Genomic DNA, 23435 nt, shown 5'->3' on the forward strand with positions numbered 1-23435 from the left:
CTCAGGTCGTCCCGCCGGGCCTCGCCCGGTTAGACGGGTGGGGGAGGCTCGTCGGCGCCGGCGTCGAGGGCACGCTCGATGCGGCGCAGTCGGGCGTCGATCGTTCGGAGCAGGGCGGCGGTGTCCGGGCTCGGCGGTCCCTCGCCGGCCGTGAGGTGGGTGAGGGCCGCCGCCGGTGCTCGTTCGACCTGAGCGCGCCGGACGAAGCTGGATGTGACCCAGGCGGTCACGATGGCCAGGAACGCGATCGACTCCAGCATGATCAGCGAGCCGATGAACCGGCCCACCGCCGTCCTCGGCACGACGTCTCCGTAGCCGACCGTTGTGACGGTCTGCAGCGCCCACCACATGCCAACCCCGATGTTGGGGAAGCTCCGCGCGTCCAGGAGCCGGATGGCGACCCCGCCGACCAGGACCGTCAGGGTGGTGGCGGCGACCATCACCCGCATCGCCCGCCGCGCCGACAGCGGTTGGGACGAGTAGCGCCGCAGGATCCTGCGCAGGACCTGCATCCTCGTTCCCTCCCGTCGTCCGGGGCGCTGGCTCCCGGCCGCCTGCCTCTCGCCGCGGGTGGCGGTGACTCAGCGCAGCCGGCGGGCGCGTAGCACCTCGTCGTCGGCATGATGCGCGCCTGCGCCGCCGTCCGGGGCGAGGCGTGGCCGCTGCTCGTCCAGCTCCACCTTCCAGTCCTCGTCCAGCAGCGCGGCGACCATGGAGGGCCAGACGTAGTCGGCCGGGTCGAAGCCGTCGTCGTGGCGTTCCCTGGTCTCCATCCCGGCATGGTGCACGAGCAGCAGCACACCGCCGGGGGCGACCGCGGCCAGCAACGCCCGCTCGGCCGCGGCATCGGGGGTGCGCAGCAGGGCTGGGTACTGGGCGGAGACCAGGTCGAAGGACCCGGGCGTCAGCGCCGCGTGCGTCAGCTCGGCGTGTACCCAGCGCACGGTGACGCCGGCGTCGGCCGCGTGCCGGGCCGCCCGCGCCAGCGCGACACCCGAGACCTCGAGGGCGGTCACGTCCCAGCCGCGGCGCGCGAGCCAGACCGCGTCCGCGCCCTCGCCACAGCCGACGTCCAGCACCCGCCCCGGCGTGAGCCCGGCGACCTCGGCCACCAGCGCGCCGTTGGCCTGGCCGCTCCAGAGCTGCTCCCGCTCGGCGTACCGCTGATCCCAGTTCGCCGCCACCTCGGGATCACCGACGTACCGGCCGGCGGCCGGGAGCAGGGGAGAAGCAGGCGATCCTGCCACGATGTTGTCGGTCACCAGGCCATCGTTGCGTATCACGCACCTGACTCACCAGCCCTGTTTGCGATCCGGCAACCGGATTCGCGACCGCCGAAGGGCGCGGCCGTGGGCTTGAGACGCACGCGGGGACGGTCGGCCCCGCGCGGATGGTCCAACCCGTCCTGGCTCGCGGGTCAGTCGAGGCACGCGAGCAGGCTCCGGAGCGCGGCCGGGTCGCCGGTGACGGTGTAGCGCTCCGGCGCGGTGTACTCGGGACGGCCCACGATCGGGCTGTGCAGGATCCTGATGTAGTCGGGCGCGTCGCAGACCACGGCCGCGTCGACAGGTGCGTCGTCGAGCGGCCCCGTCGTCAGCTTCCCGTTCTCGAGGCTGGCTAGCAGGGTCCCGTCGGGGAAGCGGAACGCGACGCGGAGCCTTTCCTGCTGTGCCACGTTCCCGGTGAACATGTGTCGCAGCCCGAGGGCGAAGTTGGCGACGGTCGAGACGTCAGGCTTGAAGTCGAGGTAACGCACCCGCTTGGCGGGGTTGCGCGTGGCCGTCCGCTCCGCCTGGGTGCCTGACTGCACATAGACCGGTTCGGGGCGCCCGCGAAGCGGAAGCAGGACGTCGTTGCGAAAGCGCGCCTTGTCGGCGAGATACGGGCCGATCACGTCCTCGCCGGCCGGGCAGACCGCCATGCAGTAGGCGGACTTGTAGGCCGGCTCGAACGCCAGGGACTGCAGCATCGACTGGGTCTCGTCGTCCCGGAACTTCGCGCGGTAGGCGCTCGCGTCGCCGGCGGCCACGGCCTCGACCCAGTCGGCGGCGCTGAACGGGAACTCACGGTAGTTGTGCCCGAGGCAGGCGAAGAAGTCGAACTCGCCGACGTTGCTGATCGCCCCGACCGGGCAGGCCGCGACGCACAGATTGCAGCCCAGGCATGGGTTGTAGTCCAGCGGCTGGTTGTAGGCGTCGATCTCGGCGTCGATCAGGACCGTGTCGAGCAGCAGGAAGTTCCCGAACTTCGGATGGATGACGTTGCGGTTGATGCCCATGTGGCCCATGCCCGCCTCGACGGCCACGACCTTCTGCGCGATGCCCCAGGTGACCTCGCCGGGCGGGGCCTGGACGTCCATCGGGAAGCCGATGTTGGTCGACACCGCGCGGACACCGGCCTCGGCCAGGAGCGTGCAGATGGTCGCCGCCGCACTTTCGAGCTTCTCCCCGGTGCGGTGCCAGGCGTTGTTCGCCGTCGCGCGCGAGGTGGACCGGATCGCGTCCCGGTTGGAGATCCCGACCAGGCAGATCAGCGCCTTGGTGGCGGGGAACAGCCGGCGGGCGTTGGCGGACTCCCCGCCCAGGCCGGCCCGGTCGACGTCGACGAAACCGACGTCGTCGGCCCCGGCGCGCAGGCACAGCTCGCGCAGCCACTCGGCCCCGACCCGGTCGCGTGGCCGCTGGACGGTCAACGTGGCCTCGTACGCCCGCCGGGCGTTCTCGGCTTCGTCGGTGCCTCGGAAGATCCGTCGCGTCTCGTTCGCCATGCCGAGAAAAGTATCATAGAGATAGTATATTCACGACAGGATTAGACTCGACGAGTGCCGACCACGCCGCGCTCCGGATACGCGCACTTCTGCATGCTCGCGAAGGCCCTTGAGCGGCTGGGGGATCGCTGGGCCCTGCTCGTCGTGCGTGACCTGCTGACCGGCCCGAAACGCTTCACCGACCTGATGGACCGGCTGGGCGGCATCACCCCGCGGACCCTGACGCAACGACTGCGTGACCTGGAGTCGGACGGGCTCGTCCTGGTCGACCGGGAGCCTGGCCGCCGCGAGGTCTGGTACAGCCTCACACCGGTCGGACTGGACCTCGCGCCCGCGCTGGAGGAGCTGTCGCTCTGGGGGCTGCGCCATCTCGCCGCGCCCCCCGTGCCCGGTGAACCGGCCCACCCGGAGCACCTGCTCAACGGCGTGCGCCTGTTCCTGGACCGCTGGGGGCTCGACGTGGGCCCGGTCAGCTGGGTCTTCCGGACGCTCGACCACGACGACGTCTACACCCTCAGCGGGCGGGGCGGTCGCTGGACGCTCACCGCCGGAGCGGCCCCGAACCCGGGCGTCGAGCTGAGCGGCGACAGGCGGGATCTGGCCGCCTACTTCGCCACCCTCCACCCGGCGCGCGCCGCCGGTCACCCGGGCGTCCGCCTCCAGGGCGGCGACCGCGAGATCGCCAGGTTTCTCGACGCGCTCGCCGACTTCCCGCGGCTGCCGCCGGTCGAGGTGCCCTGACCTTCAGGTGCCCTGACCTTCAGGTGCCCTGACCTTCAGGTGCCCTGACCTTCAGGTGCCCTGACCTTCAGGTGCCCTGACCCTCGGGGATTTCTGACCCTCAAGCTTCCTGCGCCAGCGTGGCGTCCCCGGGATCGGCGAGCGCCGCCTGGACGATGATCCGCGCCACCCAGCGGCTGACCAGGTCAGCCTCGTCGTCGGTCAGCCCGGCGACGTCGACCAGCGAAAGCCGCGCCTCGATGCCGACCGTCAGTGCCAGTGCCGCCGCGACCCGCCGGAACGCCGTGGGCGACAGCTGGGCCCGCACGGGCTCGAGAACCTGCTCGATCCACGCCATGCGGCGCAGGCCGCGGCGCGGGCCGTCGGCGTCTCGCGGCGCGTCCAGCGTGGTCCGCACGAGGGTGCGCAGCGACTGCTCGTTGCGCAGTGTCATCTGGTTGATCGTCGAGACGAGCTCGTCGACGCGGTCGACAGGGTCGGTCGCGGTGATCCGGCTGGTGACCTCGCCGGCCGTCAGCTCCAGCGCCGCGTCGGCGAGCAACTGGTCGGCGGTCGGGAAGTAGCGGTAGGCCGTCCGCCGGCTGACCAGGGCCTCGTCGGCGACCTGCGCGACAGTCGGCGTGACGCCCTGGGTGAGCAGGCGACCGGCGGCCTGGAGCAGTGCCGCCCTGGTGCGACGCCGCTGGTTGGACAGGACGGGGCTCTCTGCTGCCATGCCAGAATGCTACATGTTTGCCATCGTGGCACACATGTGCCATTTTGGATTCGGCCGCAGACAGGCCCCCAACCCCTGGAGACGACACGTCATGAACGCACCCGGCACCGTGAGCCACCAGCCCGCCATCCCGAACCCGGGAGGCTCGATCAGCTACCTCGTGGTGCGCCAGGCTGTGGCCGACATCCCGCGCTGGTTCGAGAACTTCTCGGCAAGCACGCCGGCCCGCCGGGCCGCCGGTGGCGGCGACCCCCTCGTCCTGATCGAGGACGAGGGGGCCGGCCAGGTGATGGTGATCATCCCGTTCTCGTCCGCGGAAGCGGCCGCGGCGTGGCGCTCCCGTCTGGGAGTTCAGCGGCAGACGGCCGCGGCGGGCGTGCGCACCGAGTCCGTCGAGGTGCGCGTACTCCGGTCGCTCGCCGGCGGCTGATCTCCCCGCGGCTGCCGACTGAGTCCGGTGGCCGACAGCTCAATCCTGCCATGAAAATACTATCATTAATATAGTAATTATGACCTCCGTGCTCCCGCTTGTCCCGGGCATCGCTCGGCCCGCGCACCGGTCGTGATCGCCGTCTGGGCCCTGAGGTGGTCGTAGAAATGCCCCCGGCACGACCATCACAGGGCCAAAACAGCGATCAAGTAATCCTGGCGGCGCGACCGCGCCCGGCTTCGGCCCGTGGGTCGAATGTGAACGCTTCGATGTCGAGAAAGAGACAACAAATGGCAGTCAACACTCATGACATGGTCGTCGTGCATCGTGCTTTCAGGCGTGAGTTCGGCCTGCTGCCGAGGATGGTCACCGGCGTCTTCGCCGACGACGGCCGGCGGGTACGGATTGTGCACGACCACGCCCGTGAGATGGTCTCGGCGCTTCACTATCACCACCAGGGCGAGGACGAGCTGCTCTGGCCCAGGCTGCGGGAGCGCGCCCCTTCTCAGGCCGGCCCGCTGCGGCGCATGGAAATCGAGCACGCCCAGATCAGCGCCCTGCTGGACACCGTCGAACGGGCCCTGCCCGTCTGGGCGCAGGCACCGACGACGAGTGCCACCGTCGAACTGGCCGCGCTCCTCGAGGAGATCTCGTCCCAGCTTGCCGTCCACCTGGACGACGAGGAAGAACAGCTACTTCCGGTCGCGGCGGAACAGCTGAGTCCACCGGAATGGGCCGAGCTCGGCCGGCGCGGCCTGGCGTCGATGCCCCGGTCACGTTCACTGGTCTTCCTCGCCCACATTCTGGAGGAGGCCAGCTCCGACGAGGCGCGGGCATTTCTCGGCCACCTCCCGCCGCCCGTGCGCGTCCTCTGCCGCCTGGTCGGAAAGCCCAGGCACCGGCGGGAGACCGCGCACCAGCGGGCGGGAATCGACGTGGCGATGGCGAACCGAGGCACCCGGTGACCAGGCCACCAGCCCGCAGACGCGCCGGTCACGTCCTCGCGGCGACGGCGGCGACCGCGGCGCTGCTCGCTGTGGCGTCGGCGGGATGCGCTGGTCCTGACGGGCGTCATGCTCAAGGGGCGGTCTCGCGGGCCGCGACGTCGGCGGCGGTCCCGACGGCCAACCACGCCGCCCCTGCCCGCGGGGGCGCGCAGGACGCCTCGGTGTCCACGGGGGTGCGGGTCGCGGCGCGCGACCCGCGGCTGGTCCGGCTCGGTACGACCGACCTCGCGTTGCAGTTCGAGTTCGCCAATCAGGGCACGGAGAGCATCAGCCCAGCCGACCTCGGCACGGATCCGCTCACCCATGTGATCGCGTTCCTCGTCGACCTGCCGCGCGGCACCGGGTATGCCACCCAGCGCACGCCACAGGCCAACCCGGACATCGACGGCTCCGGTCCCGACGAGGCCCGCGCGAGCGCGACCACGGAGAAGGACGTCGCGGCCGGCCAGACCGAGACGGTCACCCTCGTCTTCCCGGCGCCACCGGCGGAGGCCACCTCGATGCTGGTGCTGGTCGACGGATTCGTCCCGGTCGAGGTGCCGATCCAGGCCCAGGGCTCGGCCGCGCTCAAGGACGACCCGGTCCTGCACGTTCCGAGTTCGCCGCCGAACGAGCTGGACCCACCGGTCGCGCCGCTGGTCTGCGCGACCGAGACCGACCCGGCCGCGGCCACCCCGGCCCAGACGTCGTTCCGCCTGCCCAGCGACGTCCTGTTCGCCTTCGGCAGCTCGACCCTGTCCCCGTCCGCGGCCCGCGCGATCGACGCGCTGGCCCACCAGATCACGGCCACCTCCGGCACGGTCACGATCGCCGGCTACACCGACTCCATCGGCACCGACGCCGACAACCAGGCCCTGTCGCTGGCACGGGCGTCCGCCGTGCGGCAGGCGATAGCCGCGACGCTCGGCCCGGACTTCACCTACAAGGCCGTGGGCTTCGGCGAGACCAGCCCGGTCGCGCCCAACACCCACCAGGACGGCAGCGACAACCCCGACGGCCGCGCGCGCAACCGGCGGGTCGAGCTGACGGTCGACGCGGCGACGGGCGACACGTCGCAGCCGCCGCCCACCAGCGAGGCGCCCAATGTCTCACTCGACGGGACCCCGCTCACCCCCGCGGTGCAAACCGTCACGGCCCTTCCCGGATTCACTCTCGCTCAGGTCGCGATTCACAACTCCGGCACCGCCGACAGGGAGCTGGGCTACTACAACGACCCGAACCGCGTCGGACCGGACGGCATCCGCGCCGACGACGGAGGCGAGCTCAGTCTCGCCACGGCGACAGGCGGCCGGCTGCGGCCCTGTGCCTTCACGCCGTCCTGGTGGGGGCTGCTCGCCAACGGCACCGGCGCCGACACGGTTCCCGCCGGCGGCACCCTCGTCCAGTGGGCCCTGTTCGGGCCGCTGCCCGCGAACCAGAAGTCGATCGACGTCGTGGTCGGCGGCTACGCCAAGGCGCTTCCGGCACGGGTGGCGTCCGGCTGACGAGGGCGCAGCCGCCTCCGGGCCCGCGGCGAGAGGACCGCGGCCTACCGGCGTGGCCTCGACGGATGGCTCGCGCCGACCGGGGCTGGCCCGCGTTGGCAGCGTGGACACCAGTAGGTGACGCGCCCTTCCTCGGGCGCGTCGCTGGGAGCCTGCTCGGCCATCCGAATGGCCGTGCCGCACCGGCGGCACGGCCGCCGGCCGCGGCCGTAGACCCACAGCTGCTCGCCCGGCCGGGCCGACCCGGTCGTCACCCGCACCGGTCGCTCCGCGTTGAGCACGATCAGCTGACGGGCTCGATCGACGACGCTGTCGAGCTCGGGAACGTCGCCGATTCGGGTCCACGGCGAGAGTCCCGCGACGAAACACGCCTCGATCCGGTAGACGTTCCCGAGCCCCGCGAGCACGGTCTGATCCAGCAGGACCGAGCCGATTTCGCGTTCCGGGTGGGTCCGGGCGTTGGCCAGCACCCGGGCGAGGTCCCAGTCCGGACCGAGCACGTCAGGACCGAGGTGGCCCACGACCTTCGATTCGTCGGCGGTCCGCAGGACGTCGAGAACGGGCAGCCGATAGCCGACCGCGACGTGCCGCGCGTTGCCGAGCACCGCCCGGATCTGCCAGCCGGGACCGCCTCGCCATGCCTCGCCGGCGGCGAAGACGCGCCACGCGCCTTCCATCCGGAGGTGGGAATGCACCGTGACGCCGCCGGAACACCGCATCAGCAGGTGCTTGCCGCGAGGCACCACCTCCAGCACCGTGCCGCCGGTCAGGTCGACGGTCGCGTACCGCGGCACCCGGAAGTCGCTCACGGACAGGACCTGGCCAGCGAGCGCCTGGTGCAGCCGGCGGGAGGCCTGCAGGACGGTGTCTCCTTCAGGCACGGGCGGCTCCCTAGAACGATCCTGTCTTTCGATTCTTACCTGGCCGGCAGACCGAACCCCCGGCTCAGTGCTCCAGCGCGGCGGCCTTGCGGGGCAGGAGGGGAACAGCCGCGAGGCAGACGACGCACAGCCCGAGGACGACGGCGACGCCGCGGATGACCGCGTGGGTCTGGCCGGTGGCGACGGCGGCGAAGTAGATCGAGGTGACGGTCGCCGACCCGATTCCGGCCGCAAGCTGCTGGACGGCGCTGATCGACCCGCTGGCGGCGCCGGCCTCGTCGTGGTCGATGTCGCCGAGGGCGGTGTCGAAGATCGAGCTGAAGCAGGTCCCGGCGCCGAGGCCGATCACGAGCGTGACCAGGGCGAGCTGCCACCAGGTGGCAGCGAGACCGGCGGAGGCGACCACCCACAGCATGAGGGCCGCTCCGGCGGCGGTGAGCAGCAGTCCGGCCAGGACGAGGGTCCGTCCCAGCCTGGTGATCAGGGCCATGCAGGAGCCGGCGGCGATGATGATCCCGATGGTCAGCGGCAGGAGGGCCAAGGAGGTCCGGGTGGGGGAGTAGCCCAGGCCGAGCTGGAAGAACAGCGAGATCACGTACATCAGGCCGTTGAAGGCGGCGAAGACGAGCAGGCCGACGACGAGCCCGGAGACGAAGCCGCGGCTGCGGAACAGCGTGGGCTTGATGAGCGGTTCGGCCGTGGTCGCCTGGCGGACCGCGAAAGCTCCGAAAAGGCAGAGACCCACCGCGAGTGACGCGATCGGGATCGTGTGCCAGCCGTCCGACGAGCCGGTGATCAGGCCGTACAGCACGCCGAACATCGCGATGACCAGCAGGAGCGCGCCGAGCAGGTCGATGCGGGCCGACGGGTCGGGCTCCAGGCGCGGCAGCACCCGAGCCGCGAGGATCAGGCCGGCGCCGCCCAGCACGATGTTGATCAGGAACATGGGCCGCCAGCCCAGTCCGAACAGGTTGGCGTCGATGAGGAAGCCGGCGAGGATCGGCCCGCCGACCGCGAAGATCCCGAGCATCGGGCCGAACGCGCCGAATGCCTTGGCGAGGGCGTCGCGCGGGAAGGTCTTCGTCATGATCGCCATTCCCTGGGGGATCAGCAGCGCCCCGAAGGCCCCCTGGCAGGTGCGCGCGACGACCAGCATCGCCGGGTCGACCGCGAGGCCGGCGACCGCCGACGCCACGACGAAGCCGGCCATGCCGACGAGGAGCATCCGGCGCTGCCCGAGCCGGTCACCGAGGCGGCCCCCGAGCACCAGCAGTGAGCCGAGGGCGAGCGCGTAGGAGGCGCCGAGCCATTTGACCAGGGCGGACCCGCCGCCGAGGTCGCGCACGATCGAGGGCGCGGCCACGTTGGTGATCGTCGCGTCGATCAGGTCGAGGGCGTCGGCGAGCAGCACGACGAGCAGGATCGGCCAGACGCGGTGCCGCGCGGCGGTCGTGCTGGCTGGAACGGCGGGGGTGGCCGGAACTGCGGGGGAGGCGATATCGGTCATGGGGTCGAGAGTAACGAACATGTTCGTTACGAACAAGTTCGTTCCGACTAGGATGACGCTATGCCAGGCACCCCCCGCAGCCGCCGCGAGCGCCCCGCCAAGCCCGCGCTGACCCGCGACGGGATCGTGGACGCCGCGATGAAGGTGCTGGAGCGCGACGGCTTCGAGAAGCTGACGCTGCGCCGGCTGGCCGCCGACCTCGACACCGGGCCGGCGTCGCTGTACGTCTACGTGGCCGGCAACACCGAGCTGTACTCGCTGCTGCTGGGCCGTCTGCTCGCCGAGCTGGACGTCTCCTGGGACGGGCGAGGCGACTGGCGGGTACGACTGCGAACGGTGCTCATCGACTACGTCGACCTGCTGATGAGCCAGCCCGGTCTGGCGCGGTCCGCGGTCACCACCTGGCCGAGGGGACCGCACTACCTCGACCTCGTCGAGCTCGTCATCCGGCTGCTCGTCGCCGGCGGCGTGCCGGAGCCCAGGGCAGCCTGGGGCGTCGACATCCTGCTGCAGCAGGCCACCGCGATGGCCGCCGAGTTCGGCACCCGGGAGGAACCAGGCCAGGGCCAGCAGCTCGACGACCTGACGGCGGAGTTCGCCGGCGCCGACAGCCGGCGCCACCCCATCCTCAGCCGGCTCGGCGCCGCCGCCCTGGTGGGCGGAGACCACGAGGCCCGCCGCGCCTGGGCGATCGACACCCTCGTCGAGGGCCTGACCATCACACCCCGTCCCGGCGAGTCGCACCCGGCCTAGGCTCTGGCGCCAGCCACCCCCGGCCGAGGCTTTGGCGCCAGCAACCCCCCCCGGCCCGGCAAGATCGCTGTTTTCGCCCTCGCGTGGCCGTAACCGCAGCGGTTTGGTGACCATGCGAGGGCCAAAACGACGATCAAGCGGGCGGGCCGACCTCGCTGGACCCCGGCGCTCCGGGCTGGCCCAGGGCCAGCCTTTCCGGAGGGGCAGGCTACGCCTGGCCGACGGTGACGGTCGCGAGGCGCGGCCGGGGGGTTGGACGGGTGCCGAGGAGTTCGGCCGGGCGGGGGCGGCTCGGGCCGGACTGGACCTTTTCCGTGGTCCAGAACGCCTGCGGGGCCAGTTCGGTGACGTCGGCGAGCAGCGCGCCGCAGGATCGAGGGTCGACCACGATCTGCAGCAGATGCACGGTGCCGGTCGCGGAGTGGCCTTCGTACGACGTGACCGGCCAGCCGCGGTCCTGGAGCTGACCGTCGAGCCGGGGCTGGCGGGTGAGGATGTTGACGCTGACCGCCTCCGGGGTGAACCGGGTCCCGACGATCACCCCGATCAGGACGCCGCCGCCGACTCCGAGGGCGTAGGCGGCGACCGTCAGGGGGTCCCGGACGTAGGCGACGACCTGCGCGATCGCGGTGATCTGCAGGACGGCGCCGACGACGCCCAGGACGGTCGGGAAGCCCTTCGCGCCGCGGCCGGTGAGGATCACCCGCCACTGCCACAGGCCGACCTCGGTGACCACCAGCACCATGATGACGAGCGGCCGCAACGCGTCGGTCATGGCCGGGACTCCACTCGCTGGGCGCCGGCCTCGGCGCTCGGGGCCGACGGGAGTCTCGGCCGCCCGATCGGCTGGATCACGAGGTGGTCGGCCGGGGCCACCGGGCCGGCCGCGCTGGCGCCGGGCGGTGTCGGCGCCAGGGTCGGCTCCGTCCGGGGCCGTGGCGTCTCGCCGGCCGGCGGTCGACCGCCTCGCTGGCGCAGGAACCCGGCCAGGGCCGCGAGCCGGCCTGGTCCGACCCGGGCCTCGCGGGCGAGCCGGTGGCGCGCGGCCCGCCGCCGCTCCTCGGCGGCATGCTCCTGGGCCAGGCGCAGGGCGATCTCGGTGTGCAGGGGAAACATGAGGGTCCTTCGATGAGGTCGTGCGGGCGGCCCCGCGCGGGGGCCGCCCGTCCAGCCGGCGCCTCAGGCGTCGGCGTTGCGCAGCGTGATGATCGTTTCCAGGTAGGTGGAGGGCAGCGCGACGGTCTGGCCGTCGGGGTTGCGGCTCCACCGGCGGGCGAGGCCGGCCAGGTCGGCGGCGAGCGCCGTGCGGCCGGCGTCGTCCAGCGCCTCGAAGGCCTTGAGGGTCGGGCCGTACCAGGCGCGGAACGTCCCGGCGAAGTCCTCGGGCGAGGCGAACCGGAACACGCAGGTCCGTTCGACCGACCTGATCTCGGCGGCGGCCGGCCCGAACAGCTCGGCCAGATGGTCCGTGGTGCCCCACAGCAGCGGCGACGCGACGCCCTTCGGCGCCGGCACATGGCTGGAGATCGTCCGGAACATCTCGCCGATGAAGCCCTCCGGCGTCCAGGACGCGAGGCCGATCACGCCGCCGGGCCGGGTCACCCGGATCATCTCGTCGGCGGTCCGGGCATGGTCGGGCGCGAACATCGCCCCGAAGACCGAGAGGACGGCGTCGAACGACTCCGCCGGGAACGGGAGAGCCTCCGCGTCGCCGGTCTGGAAGTCGACCGCGAGCGCCTCCGCCGCGGCCCGTTCGCGCGCCCTGGCCAGCAGCTCGGGCACGTAGTCGACGCCGATGACCCGGGCATCGGAGCGGGCCGCGGCGATCGCCGCGTTGCCGGCGCCGCAGGCGACGTCCAGCACGCTCCAGCCAGGGCGCAGGTCGGCGGCGTCGACGAGCAGCTCGCTCTGCAGCACGATCCGGCTGCCGATCACGGAGTAGTCGCCGCTGGACCAGGTCTTCTGCTGCTTCGCCTTCACAGCGGCCAGATCCGGACCGGACGTCGTTGTCGGGCTGACGGTCATCGCATGTTCTCCTTCGTAGGGCCGGCTCGGGCCGGCTCGGGCCGGTTGGTGGTTCCGCGAGCTGGCCGTGTTCCTGACTGGGCCTGAAACGACATTCCGCCGAGAGCAGGCCGGCCAACTAGTCGCGTTCCTGTACCTGGGGTGTCGCTCGGCCGTCAGGTCCGGTGGACGACTGTGCGGCCAGACGCCCGGCCTGGCGTGATGCGATGGCCGGGTGCCGATCCACTCCGATTACTGCCCCATCGCGCGTGGCGTGGAGATCCTCGGCGACCGGTGGACGCCGCTGGTGATCCGCGAGCTCATGGTCGGCGCCGAGGGCTTCAACGACATCCACCGTGGCCTGCCCCGGATGAGTCGTACCCTGCTGGCACAGCGCCTGCGCGCGTTGGAACGCCACGGCCTGGTCCGCCGGGAGGCCGCCGAACGCGGCCGTCCTGGCCGGTACGTACTGACCGAGGCCGGCTGGTCGATCACGCCGATCATCTGGGCGATGGGGCAGTGGGCCGCCGAATGGGTCTTCGACGACCCGGAGGACGAGGACTGCGACGGGCTCTCGCTGATCTGGCGCCTACACCAGCACGCGGTCGCAGACCGGCTGCCACCTCGGCGAACCCTCGTGCACATCACGTTGACCGGCCCCGGCAGCGCCGAGGGCTGGCTCGACGTCGAACGGCCGGGGATGACCGTCTGCTCGGAGGAACCACGCGGCGACGTGCATCTGCGGGTGACCGCGAGCACCCGTGAGATGCACCGATGGCTGCTCGGCCGCACCCCGTTCCGCGCTCTGCTCGACGCCGGCTCCGCCGAGATGCACGGCCCGGCTCCGCTGGCCCGCGACTTCCCGACCTGGTTCGACACCGCCTTCTTCGCCGCCGGCTTCGAGCGCGGCGGCCGCCGTGGGACCGGCGACCAGCGTGACGATCACGTCGGAGAGCGGTCACGCGCCGGGCTGGGGACCGTCGTGGGAGTGCCGGTCGGCGGCGGTGGCGGTGGTTCGCCGGCCGTGAAGCACGGCGGCGATTGGTAGGGCCGCGGCGAGGCCGCTGAGCAGGACGGCGGCAAGCCCGCCGAGTATGGCGGGTTCGTTGTGGAAGGCGAGGCCGATCGCGGCCAGGGCCGGCCCTGCGTTGCGAACGGCGGTGACGCCTCCGAGGGTGGTTCGGCGCGCGGGCGGACCAGTGGCCAGCAGCGTGCCGGCGGCGAACGCGGCGGCCGAGAGGACGAACCCGGCGAGCAGGGTGCGTGAGCCGAGCAGCGCGACGACGTCCTGCCAGTTGCCGACCAGCATGCCGACCAGAACGAGCAGAAACGTCACGTTCGAGATCATGGTGGCCGTGGGGTGCCAGGACCGCGCCGTGGAGGTCGCGTACTGGCGCAGTAGCAGGCCGACCGCGAACGGGACGAGCTGTAGGAGAGCGACCGTCCGGACCAGCGTCCAGACGTCGAGGGAGACGCCGGTGCCGAGGTCGGCGGTCGTGAGGATGATGTTGACGGTCGGGGCGAAGGTGAGGCTGCCGGCCGTGGCGAGCAGCACCTGCGTTGCCGCGCCCGCGGGGACGTCACCGGCCTGGACCATGGCGAGTTTCGCCCCGAACGGTCCGCCCGGGGAGGAGCTGACCAGGACGAGCGCGATGAAGGGCGCCTCTGGGAGGCCGAGCAGCTCACCGATGCCCCAGCCGAGCAGCGGAACGATGATCATGTTGGCGAGCAGGGCCAGTAGCAGCAGCGGAATGTCGGTGACGATGGCGCGCAGCGCCGGCATGGTGGCCCCGAGACCGGCGGCGAACATGGTCGCCGCGATGAAGACCACTGTGATGCCATTGAAGAGCAGGTGCAGGGCGTCCATGAGGCTCCCCACCCGGGTGGCGCGGCGGTCGCGGAGTGGCGGGCCGCGGGCCGCGCTGTCAGTCGGTCAGGGCGCCCAGCCAGCGCAGTGCGTTCAGGCCTGGTATGAAGCAGTACTCGCCGCCGCGGGTCACGACGAACCGAGGCAGCCCGGACAGGCGTCGGCGCAGTGGTCGTCGGGGGATCGTGACGGTGCCGGTGCCGTCGTGGTTTCCGGTGACGGGGTCACGGGCGTCGTTCGCGCCGAAGAAGACACCGTCGTTCATCCACTGGGTCTGGACGAACTCGAACTGGCGCCCCAGATGGGCGCCGACGAACGTGAACATCAGGCCGCGGTCGGTCCCGTCGTCCTCGAGGACTCCGTCCGGTAGCGGTGGGCCGTAGACACCGCCGCGCCTGATCATGCGGTGCAGCCGTGGCTCGCCGGCCACCGTGGCGTCGCGAGGATTTGCCCGGCGGATGTGGCAGCCGCCGGGAGTGGTGAATCCCGCGGGATCATCGCGCTGGTAAAGGAAGGCGTTGCGGCGGTCCGGGTCGGCGCCGAGGGCGGGGTCGTCGTGGTGCGGGCTGAGCGCGAGAGGAGCGCCGCTTCGCCACCGGCCCATGATCTTCGCGGCCAGGAGCTCCTCGTCGTCGGGGCTGGTGGCGTTGTCGCGCAGGTAGCGGCGGAACGCGCCGACCCGTTGGTGGAGTTTGCGGATGGCGACATAGCTGCCGTTGTGTCCGAGCTCGGCTGGCTGCGGGGACTGGACACCGCCGAGCTCGTCGGGATAGCCGAGCACGAACTCGCCGGCTTTAGACGGCTCCTGCAGCGGGTTCGACCCGGCGATGCCGCTGCCCTCGATGCCGGGCTGGCTGATGCCGTCGCGATAGCCGAAATGCTCCGCCTCGGTGGGCAGGGTGTGACAGTCCTGCCGCCAGATCGCGGTGACGCCGGCCAGTTGTTCGTAGGCGGGCCGGGCGCGGTCGATGGCCGCCTCCAGCTGGGTGGCGTCCGGCGCGACCGCCAGGAGCACGACATGGACGGCGGACGTGCCCAGCGGGGCGTCCCAGTTCTCGGGGCCGCTCTCCCCGACGTCGCCGAGCGCCTTGGCCCGGGCGGCCATGCCCTGGCGGAACTCCCAGGCAAAGGTTTCCAGCGCGGGTTCCGGAACGCCGAGCGCCCGCAGCCCGTGGCAGGTCAGCGCGACGCTGACCCAGGTACTCCCGAGGGGGCTGACCGGCTCGGCGGCCGAGGTGACCACCGCGCTCGCGCGGCGCATGAGTTCCCGGCCGTGCGCCGGGTCGTCGACCCGGAAAGCGAGGTAGGTCGCCGCATAGGGGGTCGGCCGGGGGCTGAGGACCGCGCGTTGAATGTCGTCGAGTTGCAGTGCGGTCGGCGTTTTTCCGCTCATCGTCTCCGCTCCTCTCGCCGTTACGCGGAGACGAGGTTGCGCCAGAAGCGACGTAGGCTTTCGTCGCCGCCGAACAACGAGCTGAAGATTGTGGAATCGGCCAGCAGCACATCCCCGGCCCGATCGCCGGCCGGTGGCATCCACAGGAACGTGTTGAACTCGGTCGCACCGGCCTCGATGAACGGATGCGGCTGCCTCGTGTCGATCGGCTGGCTGGCCAGGACGTGGACGACGCCCGGTTGGTCGGTCGTGACGGCGTAGTGCGGCAGATGCTGGTGGAAATTGAAGTGGCTCACGCCGTCCAGCCATCCCTTGGGGTCGAGGTCCCGGGCCGTGGACAACGGGGCGGGCTGCTTGCCGTCGCGGACGGCGGGGCGAAGCCCGTAGCGGTTCTCGACGGGCACCCCGAGACCTCGCATCAGGCTTCGGACGTAGCCGGCGAACCGCTGTTGGCGGGGAACCAGGAGATCCCCGTGATGGCGGTACTCGATGTCCCGCACGGCGAGGTCGTCGGAGGCGCCGACGTCGTGGTGGGGTCCGAGGATCAGGCAGGCGTCCTCGCGGCTCAGGAAATGCCGCAGCGCCGCGATCTCCCGCTGCTCGGCCTCCTGCCCGGTGACCGTGTGGTCCAGCCCGAACACGAAAAGGGTGTCGGTGTCCGCCAGCACGCGCTCGTCCAGGACGGTCCGGTATCCCGCGTGATCGACCCGCTGATACAGCGGCACGGCATACCCGGTGACCTCCTTCACATATTCCTGGAAGGGCACCCAGGCCCAGAAGAACAGCTCCAGCGCCCCCGCGATGCCCTGCTGGAACTGGAAAGGGTCCGACCACCGCGGTTCCTCGTAGGCCGGCCACGCCACCCGCCGGACCTCGGTCATCGTGGAAAAACGGTTGTCGAGTTCGGTTGGATTCCGGCCCGCCTCGGCCGGGTAGCTCCACGACACGTAGATACTGACCCGTCGCCGGCCTGGAGCGTAGGGGCGGCGGGCGTGGTTCTGGTTGTAGGTGCGGGCCGTGCGCGGTTCGCTCATCGCGGTCTCCGATAGGCCTGTCCTGAGGCGACAGTGGAGAGGATCACTGCATCTGGTCGAGCATCTCGGACAGCGCGCTCTTGACCCGCAGCGCCTTCTTGATCTCGTCGGCCGTCACGTACGGGTACTCGCCGTACTCGATGAAGCTCGGGCAGTGGTGTGCGCGCACGAACCGAACGAAGGCCTCGGGGTTCGTCCGCCAGTCCTCGGGGAATCCTTCGAGGTTCTCGAAGGTCGTATCCACTCCTGCCCTGCTGAAAAGCGCGACCGCGTCCTCGGTGTACTTGTCGAAGTCGGTGTCGAAGATTCCCTGGTACATGAAACGTGTGTCGTCGTCGAAGAGCACCCAGCGTAGGTAGTGGAGCTTCAGCGGCGCGAGAAGATGAGGGTTTCCGGCTAGTGCGCCGGCGAGGGTGCGGCCGTGCGCTCGTATCGCCTCGGCCCGACCGGGCTTTACCCTGGCGATGATGGTGAACCCGTAGCATGCCGGCGTCTTCGGGAAGATGGGGCCGTATTTCCCCTGCTCCAGATGGTCGGTTTCCTTGGGAATGGCGACCGCCTGCGGCCTTATCTCCATCTGGGCTCCTCTGCCGCCACGCACAGAAAACCACTGCATACTCACACGCGACGCGATGGCCCGCCCGTCGGCACGCCGCCCGCCCGCCCGCGCTCCGAGCATGAGACCGCACGGGCCTGCGCCGGCGGCTCGACTCTGCCGCTCGGGACCCACAGCACACGATCGACTACTCTCGTGACCCTTGCCGACAGTCTGCGCCTCCTTGACAAATTTTTTTGTCGGCGACACGATGGGGACATCCTGGACGACGAGCAGAGGAGAACCCCGATGCGCACACTGATCGTGACCGCCTTCGTTTCCGTCGACGGCGTCATGGAGGCACCAGGCGGCGAGTCCGGCTACCGAAACACCGGCTGGACCTTCAAGGACATCGACTTCGACCCCGCCGCCTACGAGATCAAGGGCCGGGAGCAGGAGGAGACCACCGCGCTGCTGCTGGGACGCACCAGCTACCAGGCGTTCGCCCCCGTCTGGCCCACCATGACCGAGTTCGCGGGCTACAACGCCATGCCGCGCTACGTCGTCTCGACCACCCTCACCGAGGACGACGCGCGCTGGCCCGCGACGATCCTGCGGTCCCTCGACGAGGTGGCCGCGCTGAAGGAGACCGAGGGCGGCCCGATCGCCGTCCACGGCAGCGCCAGGCTGGGAAAGAGCCTGGCCGACGCCGGGCTGGTCGACCGCTACCACCTGCTGGTGTTCCCCGTGCTCCTCGGCGCCGGCGAACGGCTGTTCAGCGCGGCCGACAAGGACAAGACCATGCTCAGGCTCGTCGAGTCCGAGGCCTACCCCAACGGCGTCCAGAAGGAGATCCTCGACGTCGTCCGTTAGCGCCTCCAACGGTGCCGTCGCAGGCACGGTCGGCCCGCGCCGGCGCCCTCATGATCGCCGTCTCAGCCCTCAAACGGTCGTAACCCCGGCTCGAACACAGCCACCTCAGGGCCAAAACGGCGATCAAGCACCAGGACGAGGCGGGACGAACCTGGCGCGAGGGCGGCTCAGATCCGGTTCTGGTCGCCTGGACCAGGCGCGGCCCCGGCTTCGGCGGTGGTCGAAGCCGTCAGCAGGGTGGCTCGCGTCCTGGCCGCTTCTGTGGTTGATCTACCGCGCCAGGCCACGATGTCGTCCGGCCGGATCAGCAAGCACTCCTCCGGGGCCAGGAAGTCGGTGGTCAGGTGGTCGGCGCGGTCGCCGGTGAGGATCGCCCAGTCCGGTCCGGCGAGGTCGAGCGTCGAGTGGGTGCGGTGCGGGTCGAGCCAGCGGTGCGGGACCCTGGTGCCGACTCTTCCGGTTGGCGCGTAGTCGGTCACCGGCTCGCGCGAGCCGTCAGGTACGAGTGCGCCCGCGGTGTACTGGAATCCGCCTGCTGCCAGCACGAATGGGTGCGCCAGCGTGGGATCGGGTGTGCCGAGCCTGAAGGTGTCGGTTCGCCGGGCGGACTGGTCGGCCGCGAACCAGCCGGCGGGACGCCGCTCGGCGTCGTAGCTGTCGAGAAGGGCGGGACTGGCTTGGCCGCGCAGGACGGCGGCGAGTTTCCAGGCGAGGTTGTGCACGTCCGCGATGCCGGTATTGGCTCCGCTCGCCGCAAACGGTGGCATGACGTGCGCGGCGTCGCCGGCCAGGTGCACGCGGCCGGCCGAGTACCGGTCCGCGACCAGCATCTCCGCCTGCCAGGGGAGGACGCTCAGGATCTTGAGGTCGGGGGCTGGCACGCCGAGCGCGGTCCGCAGCAGAGCCGGCCAGTCGCGCCGCGGGTCGCCACCGGGACTCATGAACACCCATCGCCGGCGACCGTCGACTGACGCCAGGCCGCCCGGGGCGTCGGGGTGTTCGATCTGACAGAGGTTGAACTCTCGTCCGCGCACGATCGAGGCGAGATCGGCCTGGAAGTAGACGTTGACGTTTGGTGCGCCGATCGTGCCGCGGCCCGACCGGTTGATACCCAGTGCCTCGCGCACGCCACTGCGCGCCCCATCGGCCCCGATCAGGAACTGGGCCTGGACTTCCGTCTCGGTCTGGCCGGTGAGGCGGCCGACCACGCCGGTGGTGGTCTACTCGAAGGCGGCCAGCTCGGTGTCGAACCACACGGTGGCGCCCGCGTCGACGGCCGCCGCGCGCAGCATCGGCTCCAGCGTGTCCTGCGCGATCAGGCAGGGCGACTCGGGGCTCACGTCGGCCGCGGCCTGGCCGGACGGTTGCCACAGCGGCAGCTGTCTCGCCTCGGCCAGGGTCCGCCCGGTGGCCATTTGGTCGTGTCCGGCAAGGTCGCGCGCCTGGTCCTGGACGGCGGCGGCGAGCCCCAGCTCGCGGAAGATCTCCATCGTCCGGACGTGGAACCGGCGCGCTTTGGGCTGCGGCGAGGTCGTCGTCCGCCGCTCCACGACGGTCACCGAGACGCCGTGATGGCGTAGCACCAGCGCCGCCGTGAGCCCGACGAGGCCGCCCCCGACCACCAGCACCTCGGATGTACGTTGTACACACATGATGTACGTTGTACACAGCTTGATAATCTGTGTCCACCATGAGCGATCGACTGGTGTGGTTCGACGAACCCGTACCCCCGCCCACCGCCGAACCGCTCAGCCGCGCACGCATCGTGATCGCCGCGACCGAGCTGGCGGACCGACAGGCCAGTGGTGAGATCACCATGCGCACGCTCGCCAGCCAGCTGGGTGTCCGCAGTCCGATGACCCTCTACCGCTACGTCACCAGCAAGGACGGCCTCGCCGACCTGATGGTTGACCACATCTACGGCCAGTTCAGCGTCACCCGAGACCAGGGCTGGCGACCCGCCCTGCGCGAGCTCGGCATCTCCGGCTGGACCGCGGTCCAGCTCCACCCGTGGTTCGCCCGGCTCGCCTTCAGTCGCCCCCCGCTCGGCCCCAACGCACTCGCCCTGTACGACGCCGCGCTCGCCGAGCTCGACCCGCTCGGCCTACCGGCGGCGACGCGCATGGGCTGCATCAACACCGTGCTCGGCCACGTTCTCGGATCGGGCCTCGCCCTCCTCGAAGAACAGACGATGCGGGCCCGCATCGGCCTGGCCACCGACGAGGACCTCGCCATGGCCGCGGCGCCCTATCTCGAACGCATCACCGCCGCGGGCAACCATCCGTATTTCAGCCGCTGGGCCACCGACCCGGACCGGCACAGCCCACCACCGCAGACCTTCGCGGCGGTTCTCGACTGGCTGCTGGACGGACTCGCCACCCTCACCGGATGAACGCGTCAGCAGGCGGAGACCGGCGGACCAGCCCTCGTCAACCTTGGCCCGGCGTCAGAGATCAGTGCTTACCACTTCTGATCGACAACGGGCCCAACGGCCAGTGGCATGAGTGTGGTCTGGGGCGTTAACCTCACCGGGCTTCATTTCTCATGCAATCCGGCGTATCGGCTGGTTCGGGGCCGTCGGCGCGCGGATGTCGGCAGGGGTGCGGATGATGATGAACCGCTGGCGGCTTCCGGTGTTGATCTCCGGGGTGATCGTCGCGTCGCTGGCCCTGTGCTCCTGCGGTGGCGGCGGCACGCCGGACCGGCCGGCGGCGCGGGCCGCGGCCGGTGCCGCGCCGGCCGTCGCGGGCACGGGCCCGGCGGTCGAGGCCAGGTCCACGACGGTGACGTCCTTCGACGGCACCAAGATCGTGACCCATTTCTTCCCGGCCACCGGGCTGCGGGCCGGCGGGCGCGCACCCACCGTGCTGGACGGCCCCGGCTGGGGACAGCCCGGCGAGACCGACCCGAAGGCCGCCACCGGCAGCATCGCGCCGCTGGTGGCCGCCGGCTACAACGTCGTGACCTGGGACCCACGTGGTTTCGGCGGGTCCGGCGGTACCGCGCACACCGACTACACGCCGTTCGAGGGCCGCGACCTGACCGCGGTGGTCACCTGGCTCGCCCGGCAGCCGGAGGCACAGCTCGACGCGACCGGTGATCCCCGCGTCGGCATGGTCGGCGGAAGCTACGGCGGAGGCATCCAGTTCATCGCCGCGGCGTCGGACCGGCGCATCGACGCCATCGTCCCGGCGATCGCCTGGCATTCCCTGACCGAGAGCCTCTACCCGGACACCGTCAACAAGGCCGGCTGGGACGGCCTGCTCTGCCAGATCGGCCAGAGCGGCAAGAACCGCCTTGACCCGCACGTGCTCGACTCCTGCCAGGCGAGCCGCACCAACACCCCGCTGTCGTCGGACACGCTGGCCTGGTTCGCCGACCACGGCCCCGACCTGCTGCTGGCGAAGATCCACGTGCCGACGCTGATCCTCCAGGGCACCGTCGACACGCTCTTCCCGCTGGCGCAGGGCATCGAGAACTACCAGGCGCTGCACGGCAAGGTGCCGGTGAAGATGGCCTGGTTCTGCGGTGGGCACGGGGAGTGCCTGACCAACCCTGGCCCGGCCGACCACACCGAGCAGCTCACCCTCAGCTGGCTGGACCGGTACCTCAGACAGCGGACCGGCACCGCTACCGGCCCGGGGTTCGAGTACGTCGACGACACCGGTACCTGGTACGGCCTCGCCAGCTACCCGCCCGCGAGCTCCGGGTCCCTCACCGCGACCGGGCAGGGCACCCTCACGCTTGACCCGAGCGTCACGACCGGCTCCGCGACCGCCGCGGGTCCGGCCGCCGCCGGCACGGCCGTGGAGTCGGCGGTCTCACCGCCAGCGGCCGCGGGCGAGATCCTCGGCGCGCCGAAGCTGACCGTCACCTACCAGGGCACGGCGACCCCGGCCGACACCGTCGCGTATGCCCAGCTCGTCGACACCGATCGGCACCTCGTGGTCGGCAACCAGGCGACCCCCGTCAAGCTGCGCCTGGACGGGCAGAAGCACAGCGTGACCGTCTCGATGGCCGCGGTCGCCTGGCACGTGGCACCGGGCAGCCATCTGGTCCTGCAGGTGGTGGCCGGCTCAGCCCTGTTCGCGCCACAGACCTCGCATGGCACCGCCTCGCTGTCGGTCTCGCTGGCCGCCCCGCTGGCAAAGACCGGCACGCCAATCCCGGCGTCCTGACCGGTCTCCGGAGGTGGCCTGCGGCAAGATCGCTGTTTTGGCCCTCGGGTGGCTGTAACCGCAGCAGTTTTGCGACCATACGAGGGCCAAAACGCCGATCAGGCGAACGAGCCGACTTTGTCGGACCCGGCACCTGTGCAACGCGCGCGGCAATGCCGGTCGGACGAGCATCCGGAGGGGTTATGGCGCTCATTGCGTATGACGACGCCGCCGCGACGGCCTTTCGAGCCTCCAGGCACGTGCCAGCCGAAGGCCTGGCCGGGTGGAAGGACGCCGTCGGACGGCACCTGGCGCCTCGGCGTGGGATGCGCGTGCTGGACGTGGGAGCGGGCACCGGCGCCTGGTCCGCGGCATTCACGGACTGGGCCGGCCTGGACATGGTTGCCCTCGAACCGGCGGCGGCGATGCGGGCTCGTACGCTCGCCCCACGGATGGTCGGCGGCGAGGCGGCGGCGCTCCCGTTTGGCACGGGCAGTTTCGAGGGCGCCTGGCTGTCGACGGTCATTCATCACGTCGCGGACCTACCGGCCGCCGCCGCCGAGCTGCGCCGCGTCCTGCGTGCCGGGGCGCCGGTGCTCATCCGGTCGGTCTTCCGGGAACGGCCCGAGGGCGTCACGCTCTTTCGGTACTTCCCCGAGGCCGTAAGGGCGCTCGACCAGTACCCATCCGTCGCCGAGCTGCGGGCCGTCTTCGCGTCGGCCGGCTTCCGTTTCCGGACGCTCGAAGCCGTGCCGCAGGTGACCGCCGGCTCGGTGCGGACTGCCCTCAGCCAGTTGCGCCGCGATGCCCACACCCCACTGAGGCTCATCACGGATGCCGAGTACGACGCAGGTGTGCGCCGGATGCGGGCGGCGGCGGAGCAGGATGGCGGCCAGGTGACCGACACTCTCGACCTGCTCGTCTTCTCCTGATCTCGCGTGCCGACGGAAGGACACTCTTGACCCGCGACGGCAGACTTCCGCGCCTCACGTTCGGTCTCGCGTCGTGACCAAGGACAAACCGCGGCCCGAGTCGGACGACTTCGGCGGGATGAGCCGTGGCGGCGCGGCGTTCCTGGTGGCCGTCGTGGCCCTGGGACACCCGTGGCAGGCACTCCGGGAACTGTTCACGGCTCTCGGTCGACTGGCTCGACGAGTGTTTCGGCTCGCCATGGCCCCTGCCGCGCTGCTGGCCGCCGTTCTCTGGTCACGTAGGACAGACCGGCGCCCGACCTTCGAGGACTACCTCCATGGCCACCGCGAGGAGAACGATCCTCCCGGCTGACGC

The 23435-nt window shown here is 71.2% G+C and carries 24 protein-coding genes and 1 pseudogene; 11 read left to right on the forward strand and 14 right to left on the reverse strand.

Features of this window, described 5'->3' with window-relative positions; translation table 11 throughout:
- Window positions 1–29: 29 nt before the first annotated feature.
- From FRAEUI1C_RS35995 to FRAEUI1C_RS07755, 3 genes are all read right to left on the reverse strand, one after another.
- Complete coding sequence (locus FRAEUI1C_RS35995; RefSeq protein WP_013422741.1) at window positions 30–512, reverse strand: potassium channel family protein; 483 nt, start codon at window positions 510–512, stop codon at window positions 30–32.
- Between the two features lie 69 nt (window positions 513–581).
- Window positions 582–1262 (reverse strand): class I SAM-dependent methyltransferase, encoded by a 681-nt coding sequence (locus FRAEUI1C_RS07750; RefSeq protein WP_041259024.1) that lies wholly within the window; start codon window positions 1260–1262, stop codon window positions 582–584.
- Between the two features lie 155 nt (window positions 1263–1417).
- Window positions 1418–2767 (reverse strand): 4Fe-4S binding protein, encoded by a 1350-nt coding sequence (locus tag FRAEUI1C_RS07755; protein ID WP_013422743.1) that lies wholly within the window; start codon window positions 2765–2767, stop codon window positions 1418–1420.
- A 54-nt stretch (window positions 2768–2821) separates the two neighbouring features.
- Between FRAEUI1C_RS07755 and FRAEUI1C_RS07760 the strand changes: the two genes are divergently transcribed.
- A complete protein-coding gene (locus FRAEUI1C_RS07760) occupies window positions 2822–3508 on the forward strand; it encodes a winged helix-turn-helix transcriptional regulator (protein ID WP_013422744.1) in 687 nt (228 codons plus the stop codon).
- Between the two features lie 100 nt (window positions 3509–3608).
- Here the strand turns inward: FRAEUI1C_RS07760 and FRAEUI1C_RS07765 are convergent, their stop codons facing one another.
- Window positions 3609–4223: a TetR/AcrR family transcriptional regulator gene (locus tag FRAEUI1C_RS07765; RefSeq protein WP_013422745.1), complete on the reverse strand. Its 615-nt coding sequence runs from the start codon at window positions 4221–4223 to the stop codon at window positions 3609–3611.
- A gap of 91 nt (window positions 4224–4314) precedes the next feature.
- On the opposite strand from FRAEUI1C_RS07765, the gene FRAEUI1C_RS07770 reads away from it, so the two are divergent.
- The 3 genes from FRAEUI1C_RS07770 to FRAEUI1C_RS36000 all read left to right on the forward strand — a co-directional run bounded on the left by FRAEUI1C_RS07770 (window position 4315) and on the right by FRAEUI1C_RS36000 (window position 7144).
- A complete protein-coding gene (locus FRAEUI1C_RS07770) occupies window positions 4315–4653 on the forward strand; it encodes a DUF1330 domain-containing protein (RefSeq protein ID WP_013422746.1) in 339 nt (112 codons plus the stop codon).
- A 290-nt stretch (window positions 4654–4943) separates the two neighbouring features.
- Window positions 4944–5618, forward strand: coding sequence for a hemerythrin domain-containing protein (locus FRAEUI1C_RS07775; RefSeq protein WP_013422747.1), 675 nt, complete (start codon window positions 4944–4946; stop codon window positions 5616–5618).
- Window positions 5619–5821: 203 nt separating this feature from the next.
- A complete protein-coding gene (locus tag FRAEUI1C_RS36000) occupies window positions 5822–7144 on the forward strand; it encodes an OmpA family protein (protein ID WP_013422748.1) in 1323 nt (440 codons plus the stop codon).
- 44 nt (window positions 7145–7188) lie between these two features.
- On the opposite strand, the gene FRAEUI1C_RS07785 is transcribed toward FRAEUI1C_RS36000, so the two are convergent.
- Together FRAEUI1C_RS07785 and FRAEUI1C_RS07790 are read right to left on the reverse strand one after the other, a co-directional pair.
- Window positions 7189–8025, reverse strand: a complete 837-nt coding sequence (locus tag FRAEUI1C_RS07785; RefSeq protein ID WP_013422749.1) for a DNA-formamidopyrimidine glycosylase family protein — start codon at window positions 8023–8025, stop codon at window positions 7189–7191.
- A gap of 64 nt (window positions 8026–8089) precedes the next feature.
- Window positions 8090–9532: an MFS transporter gene (locus FRAEUI1C_RS07790; RefSeq protein WP_157734859.1), complete on the reverse strand. Its 1443-nt coding sequence runs from the start codon at window positions 9530–9532 to the stop codon at window positions 8090–8092.
- Window positions 9533–9592: 60 nt separating this feature from the next.
- Here FRAEUI1C_RS07790 and FRAEUI1C_RS07795 point away from each other — a divergent pair, with 60 nt between their 5' ends.
- Window positions 9593–10285 (forward strand): TetR/AcrR family transcriptional regulator, encoded by a 693-nt coding sequence (locus tag FRAEUI1C_RS07795; protein WP_013422751.1) that lies wholly within the window; start codon window positions 9593–9595, stop codon window positions 10283–10285.
- A 208-nt stretch (window positions 10286–10493) separates the two neighbouring features.
- Here FRAEUI1C_RS07795 and FRAEUI1C_RS07800 read toward each other — a convergent pair whose 3' ends face one another.
- The 3 genes from FRAEUI1C_RS07800 to FRAEUI1C_RS07810 all read right to left on the reverse strand — a co-directional run bounded on the left by FRAEUI1C_RS07800 (window position 10494) and on the right by FRAEUI1C_RS07810 (window position 12310).
- The gene (locus FRAEUI1C_RS07800) at window positions 10494–11060 is read right to left on the reverse strand and encodes a DUF5698 domain-containing protein (protein WP_013422752.1); all 567 of its coding nucleotides are present in this window, start codon (window positions 11058–11060) and stop codon (window positions 10494–10496) included.
- Window positions 11057–11401 (reverse strand): hypothetical protein, encoded by a 345-nt coding sequence (locus tag FRAEUI1C_RS07805; RefSeq protein WP_013422753.1) that lies wholly within the window; start codon window positions 11399–11401, stop codon window positions 11057–11059. Before FRAEUI1C_RS07805 ends, FRAEUI1C_RS07800 begins: the two co-directional genes overlap by 4 nt.
- A gap of 63 nt (window positions 11402–11464) precedes the next feature.
- Window positions 11465–12310, reverse strand: coding sequence for a class I SAM-dependent methyltransferase (locus FRAEUI1C_RS07810; RefSeq protein ID WP_013422754.1), 846 nt, complete (start codon window positions 12308–12310; stop codon window positions 11465–11467).
- Window positions 12311–12524: 214 nt separating this feature from the next.
- Between FRAEUI1C_RS07810 and FRAEUI1C_RS07815 the strand changes: the two genes are divergently transcribed.
- Window positions 12525–13337: a winged helix-turn-helix transcriptional regulator gene (locus FRAEUI1C_RS07815; RefSeq protein ID WP_013422755.1), complete on the forward strand. Its 813-nt coding sequence runs from the start codon at window positions 12525–12527 to the stop codon at window positions 13335–13337.
- Here the strand turns inward: FRAEUI1C_RS07815 and FRAEUI1C_RS07820 are convergent.
- From FRAEUI1C_RS07820 to FRAEUI1C_RS07835, 4 genes are read right to left on the reverse strand one after another with little or no spacing between them, the layout of a single operon-like run.
- Complete coding sequence (locus FRAEUI1C_RS07820; RefSeq protein WP_013422756.1) at window positions 13248–14156, reverse strand: bile acid:sodium symporter family protein; 909 nt, start codon at window positions 14154–14156, stop codon at window positions 13248–13250. The genes FRAEUI1C_RS07815 and FRAEUI1C_RS07820 overlap by 90 nt on opposite strands.
- A gap of 58 nt (window positions 14157–14214) precedes the next feature.
- Window positions 14215–15549: a Dyp-type peroxidase gene (locus FRAEUI1C_RS07825; RefSeq protein WP_013422757.1), complete on the reverse strand. Its 1335-nt coding sequence runs from the start codon at window positions 15547–15549 to the stop codon at window positions 14215–14217.
- A 20-nt stretch (window positions 15550–15569) separates the two neighbouring features.
- Entirely contained in the window at window positions 15570–16583 is a 1014-nt protein-coding gene (locus tag FRAEUI1C_RS07830) for a hypothetical protein (protein ID WP_013422758.1), read from the reverse strand.
- A 43-nt stretch (window positions 16584–16626) separates the two neighbouring features.
- Window positions 16627–17160 carry a hypothetical protein gene (locus FRAEUI1C_RS07835; protein WP_013422759.1) on the reverse strand — a complete coding sequence of 178 codons (534 nt, stop codon included), beginning with the start codon at window positions 17158–17160 and terminating at the stop codon, window positions 16627–16629.
- Between the two features lie 267 nt (window positions 17161–17427).
- On the opposite strand from FRAEUI1C_RS07835, the gene FRAEUI1C_RS07840 reads away from it, so the two are divergent.
- On the forward strand, window positions 17428–17991 hold the full coding sequence (locus FRAEUI1C_RS07840; protein WP_013422760.1) for a dihydrofolate reductase family protein: 564 nt from the start codon (window positions 17428–17430) through the stop codon (window positions 17989–17991).
- Window positions 17992–18158: 167 nt separating this feature from the next.
- On the opposite strand, the pseudogene FRAEUI1C_RS07845 reads toward FRAEUI1C_RS07840, so the two are convergent.
- Window positions 18159–19643, reverse strand: a pseudogene (locus tag FRAEUI1C_RS07845) (FAD-dependent monooxygenase).
- A 38-nt stretch (window positions 19644–19681) separates the two neighbouring features.
- On the opposite strand from FRAEUI1C_RS07845, the gene FRAEUI1C_RS07850 reads away from it, so the two are divergent.
- From FRAEUI1C_RS07850 to FRAEUI1C_RS07865, 4 genes are all read left to right on the forward strand, one after another.
- Window positions 19682–20383 carry a TetR/AcrR family transcriptional regulator gene (locus tag FRAEUI1C_RS07850; protein ID WP_049806847.1) on the forward strand — a complete coding sequence of 234 codons (702 nt, stop codon included), beginning with the start codon at window positions 19682–19684 and terminating at the stop codon, window positions 20381–20383.
- A gap of 196 nt (window positions 20384–20579) precedes the next feature.
- Window positions 20580–22169, forward strand: a complete 1590-nt coding sequence (locus tag FRAEUI1C_RS07855; protein ID WP_232425338.1) for an alpha/beta fold hydrolase — start codon at window positions 20580–20582, stop codon at window positions 22167–22169.
- Between the two features lie 182 nt (window positions 22170–22351).
- Window positions 22352–23080, forward strand: a complete 729-nt coding sequence (locus FRAEUI1C_RS07860) for a class I SAM-dependent methyltransferase (protein ID WP_013422763.1) — start codon at window positions 22352–22354, stop codon at window positions 23078–23080.
- Between the two features lie 73 nt (window positions 23081–23153).
- Complete coding sequence (locus tag FRAEUI1C_RS07865) at window positions 23154–23432, forward strand: hypothetical protein (RefSeq protein ID WP_013422764.1); 279 nt, start codon at window positions 23154–23156, stop codon at window positions 23430–23432.
- Window positions 23433–23435 lie beyond the last annotated feature (3 nt).

Source organism: Pseudofrankia inefficax (genome assembly GCF_000166135.1).
GTDB lineage: Bacteria > Actinomycetota > Actinomycetes > Frankiales > Frankiaceae > Pseudofrankia > Pseudofrankia inefficax.

Excerpts from the sequence above, each read along its gene's own strand:
- FRAEUI1C_RS35995 (WP_013422741.1), bottom strand. The coding sequence starts at position 512 with ATGCAGGTCCTGCGCAGGATCCTGCGGCGCTACTCGTCCCAACCGCTG.
- FRAEUI1C_RS07755 (WP_013422743.1), bottom strand. The coding sequence starts at position 2,767 with ATGGCGAACGAGACGCGACGGATCTTCCGAGGCACCGACGAAGCCGAG.
- FRAEUI1C_RS07765 (WP_013422745.1), bottom strand. The coding sequence starts at position 4,223 with ATGGCAGCAGAGAGCCCCGTCCTGTCCAACCAGCGGCGTCGCACCAGG.
- FRAEUI1C_RS07770 (WP_013422746.1), top strand. The coding sequence starts at position 4,315 with ATGAACGCACCCGGCACCGTGAGCCACCAGCCCGCCATCCCGAACCCG.
- FRAEUI1C_RS07775 (WP_013422747.1), top strand. The coding sequence starts at position 4,944 with ATGGCAGTCAACACTCATGACATGGTCGTCGTGCATCGTGCTTTCAGG.
- FRAEUI1C_RS07790 (WP_157734859.1), bottom strand. The coding sequence starts at position 9,532 with ATGACCGATATCGCCTCCCCCGCAGTTCCGGCCACCCCCGCCGTTCCA.
- FRAEUI1C_RS07795 (WP_013422751.1), top strand. The coding sequence starts at position 9,593 with ATGCCAGGCACCCCCCGCAGCCGCCGCGAGCGCCCCGCCAAGCCCGCG.
- FRAEUI1C_RS07800 (WP_013422752.1), bottom strand. The coding sequence starts at position 11,060 with ATGACCGACGCGTTGCGGCCGCTCGTCATCATGGTGCTGGTGGTCACC.
- FRAEUI1C_RS07805 (WP_013422753.1), bottom strand. The coding sequence starts at position 11,401 with ATGTTTCCCCTGCACACCGAGATCGCCCTGCGCCTGGCCCAGGAGCAT.
- FRAEUI1C_RS07810 (WP_013422754.1), bottom strand. The coding sequence starts at position 12,310 with ATGACCGTCAGCCCGACAACGACGTCCGGTCCGGATCTGGCCGCTGTG.
- FRAEUI1C_RS07820 (WP_013422756.1), bottom strand. The coding sequence starts at position 14,156 with ATGGACGCCCTGCACCTGCTCTTCAATGGCATCACAGTGGTCTTCATC.
- FRAEUI1C_RS07825 (WP_013422757.1), bottom strand. The coding sequence starts at position 15,549 with ATGAGCGGAAAAACGCCGACCGCACTGCAACTCGACGACATTCAACGC.
- FRAEUI1C_RS07830 (WP_013422758.1), bottom strand. The coding sequence starts at position 16,583 with ATGAGCGAACCGCGCACGGCCCGCACCTACAACCAGAACCACGCCCGC.
- FRAEUI1C_RS07835 (WP_013422759.1), bottom strand. The coding sequence starts at position 17,160 with ATGGAGATAAGGCCGCAGGCGGTCGCCATTCCCAAGGAAACCGACCAT.
- FRAEUI1C_RS07840 (WP_013422760.1), top strand. The coding sequence starts at position 17,428 with ATGCGCACACTGATCGTGACCGCCTTCGTTTCCGTCGACGGCGTCATG.
- FRAEUI1C_RS07850 (WP_049806847.1), top strand. The coding sequence starts at position 19,682 with ATGAGCGATCGACTGGTGTGGTTCGACGAACCCGTACCCCCGCCCACC.
- FRAEUI1C_RS07855 (WP_232425338.1), top strand. The coding sequence starts at position 20,580 with ATGTCGGCAGGGGTGCGGATGATGATGAACCGCTGGCGGCTTCCGGTG.
- FRAEUI1C_RS07860 (WP_013422763.1), top strand. The coding sequence starts at position 22,352 with ATGGCGCTCATTGCGTATGACGACGCCGCCGCGACGGCCTTTCGAGCC.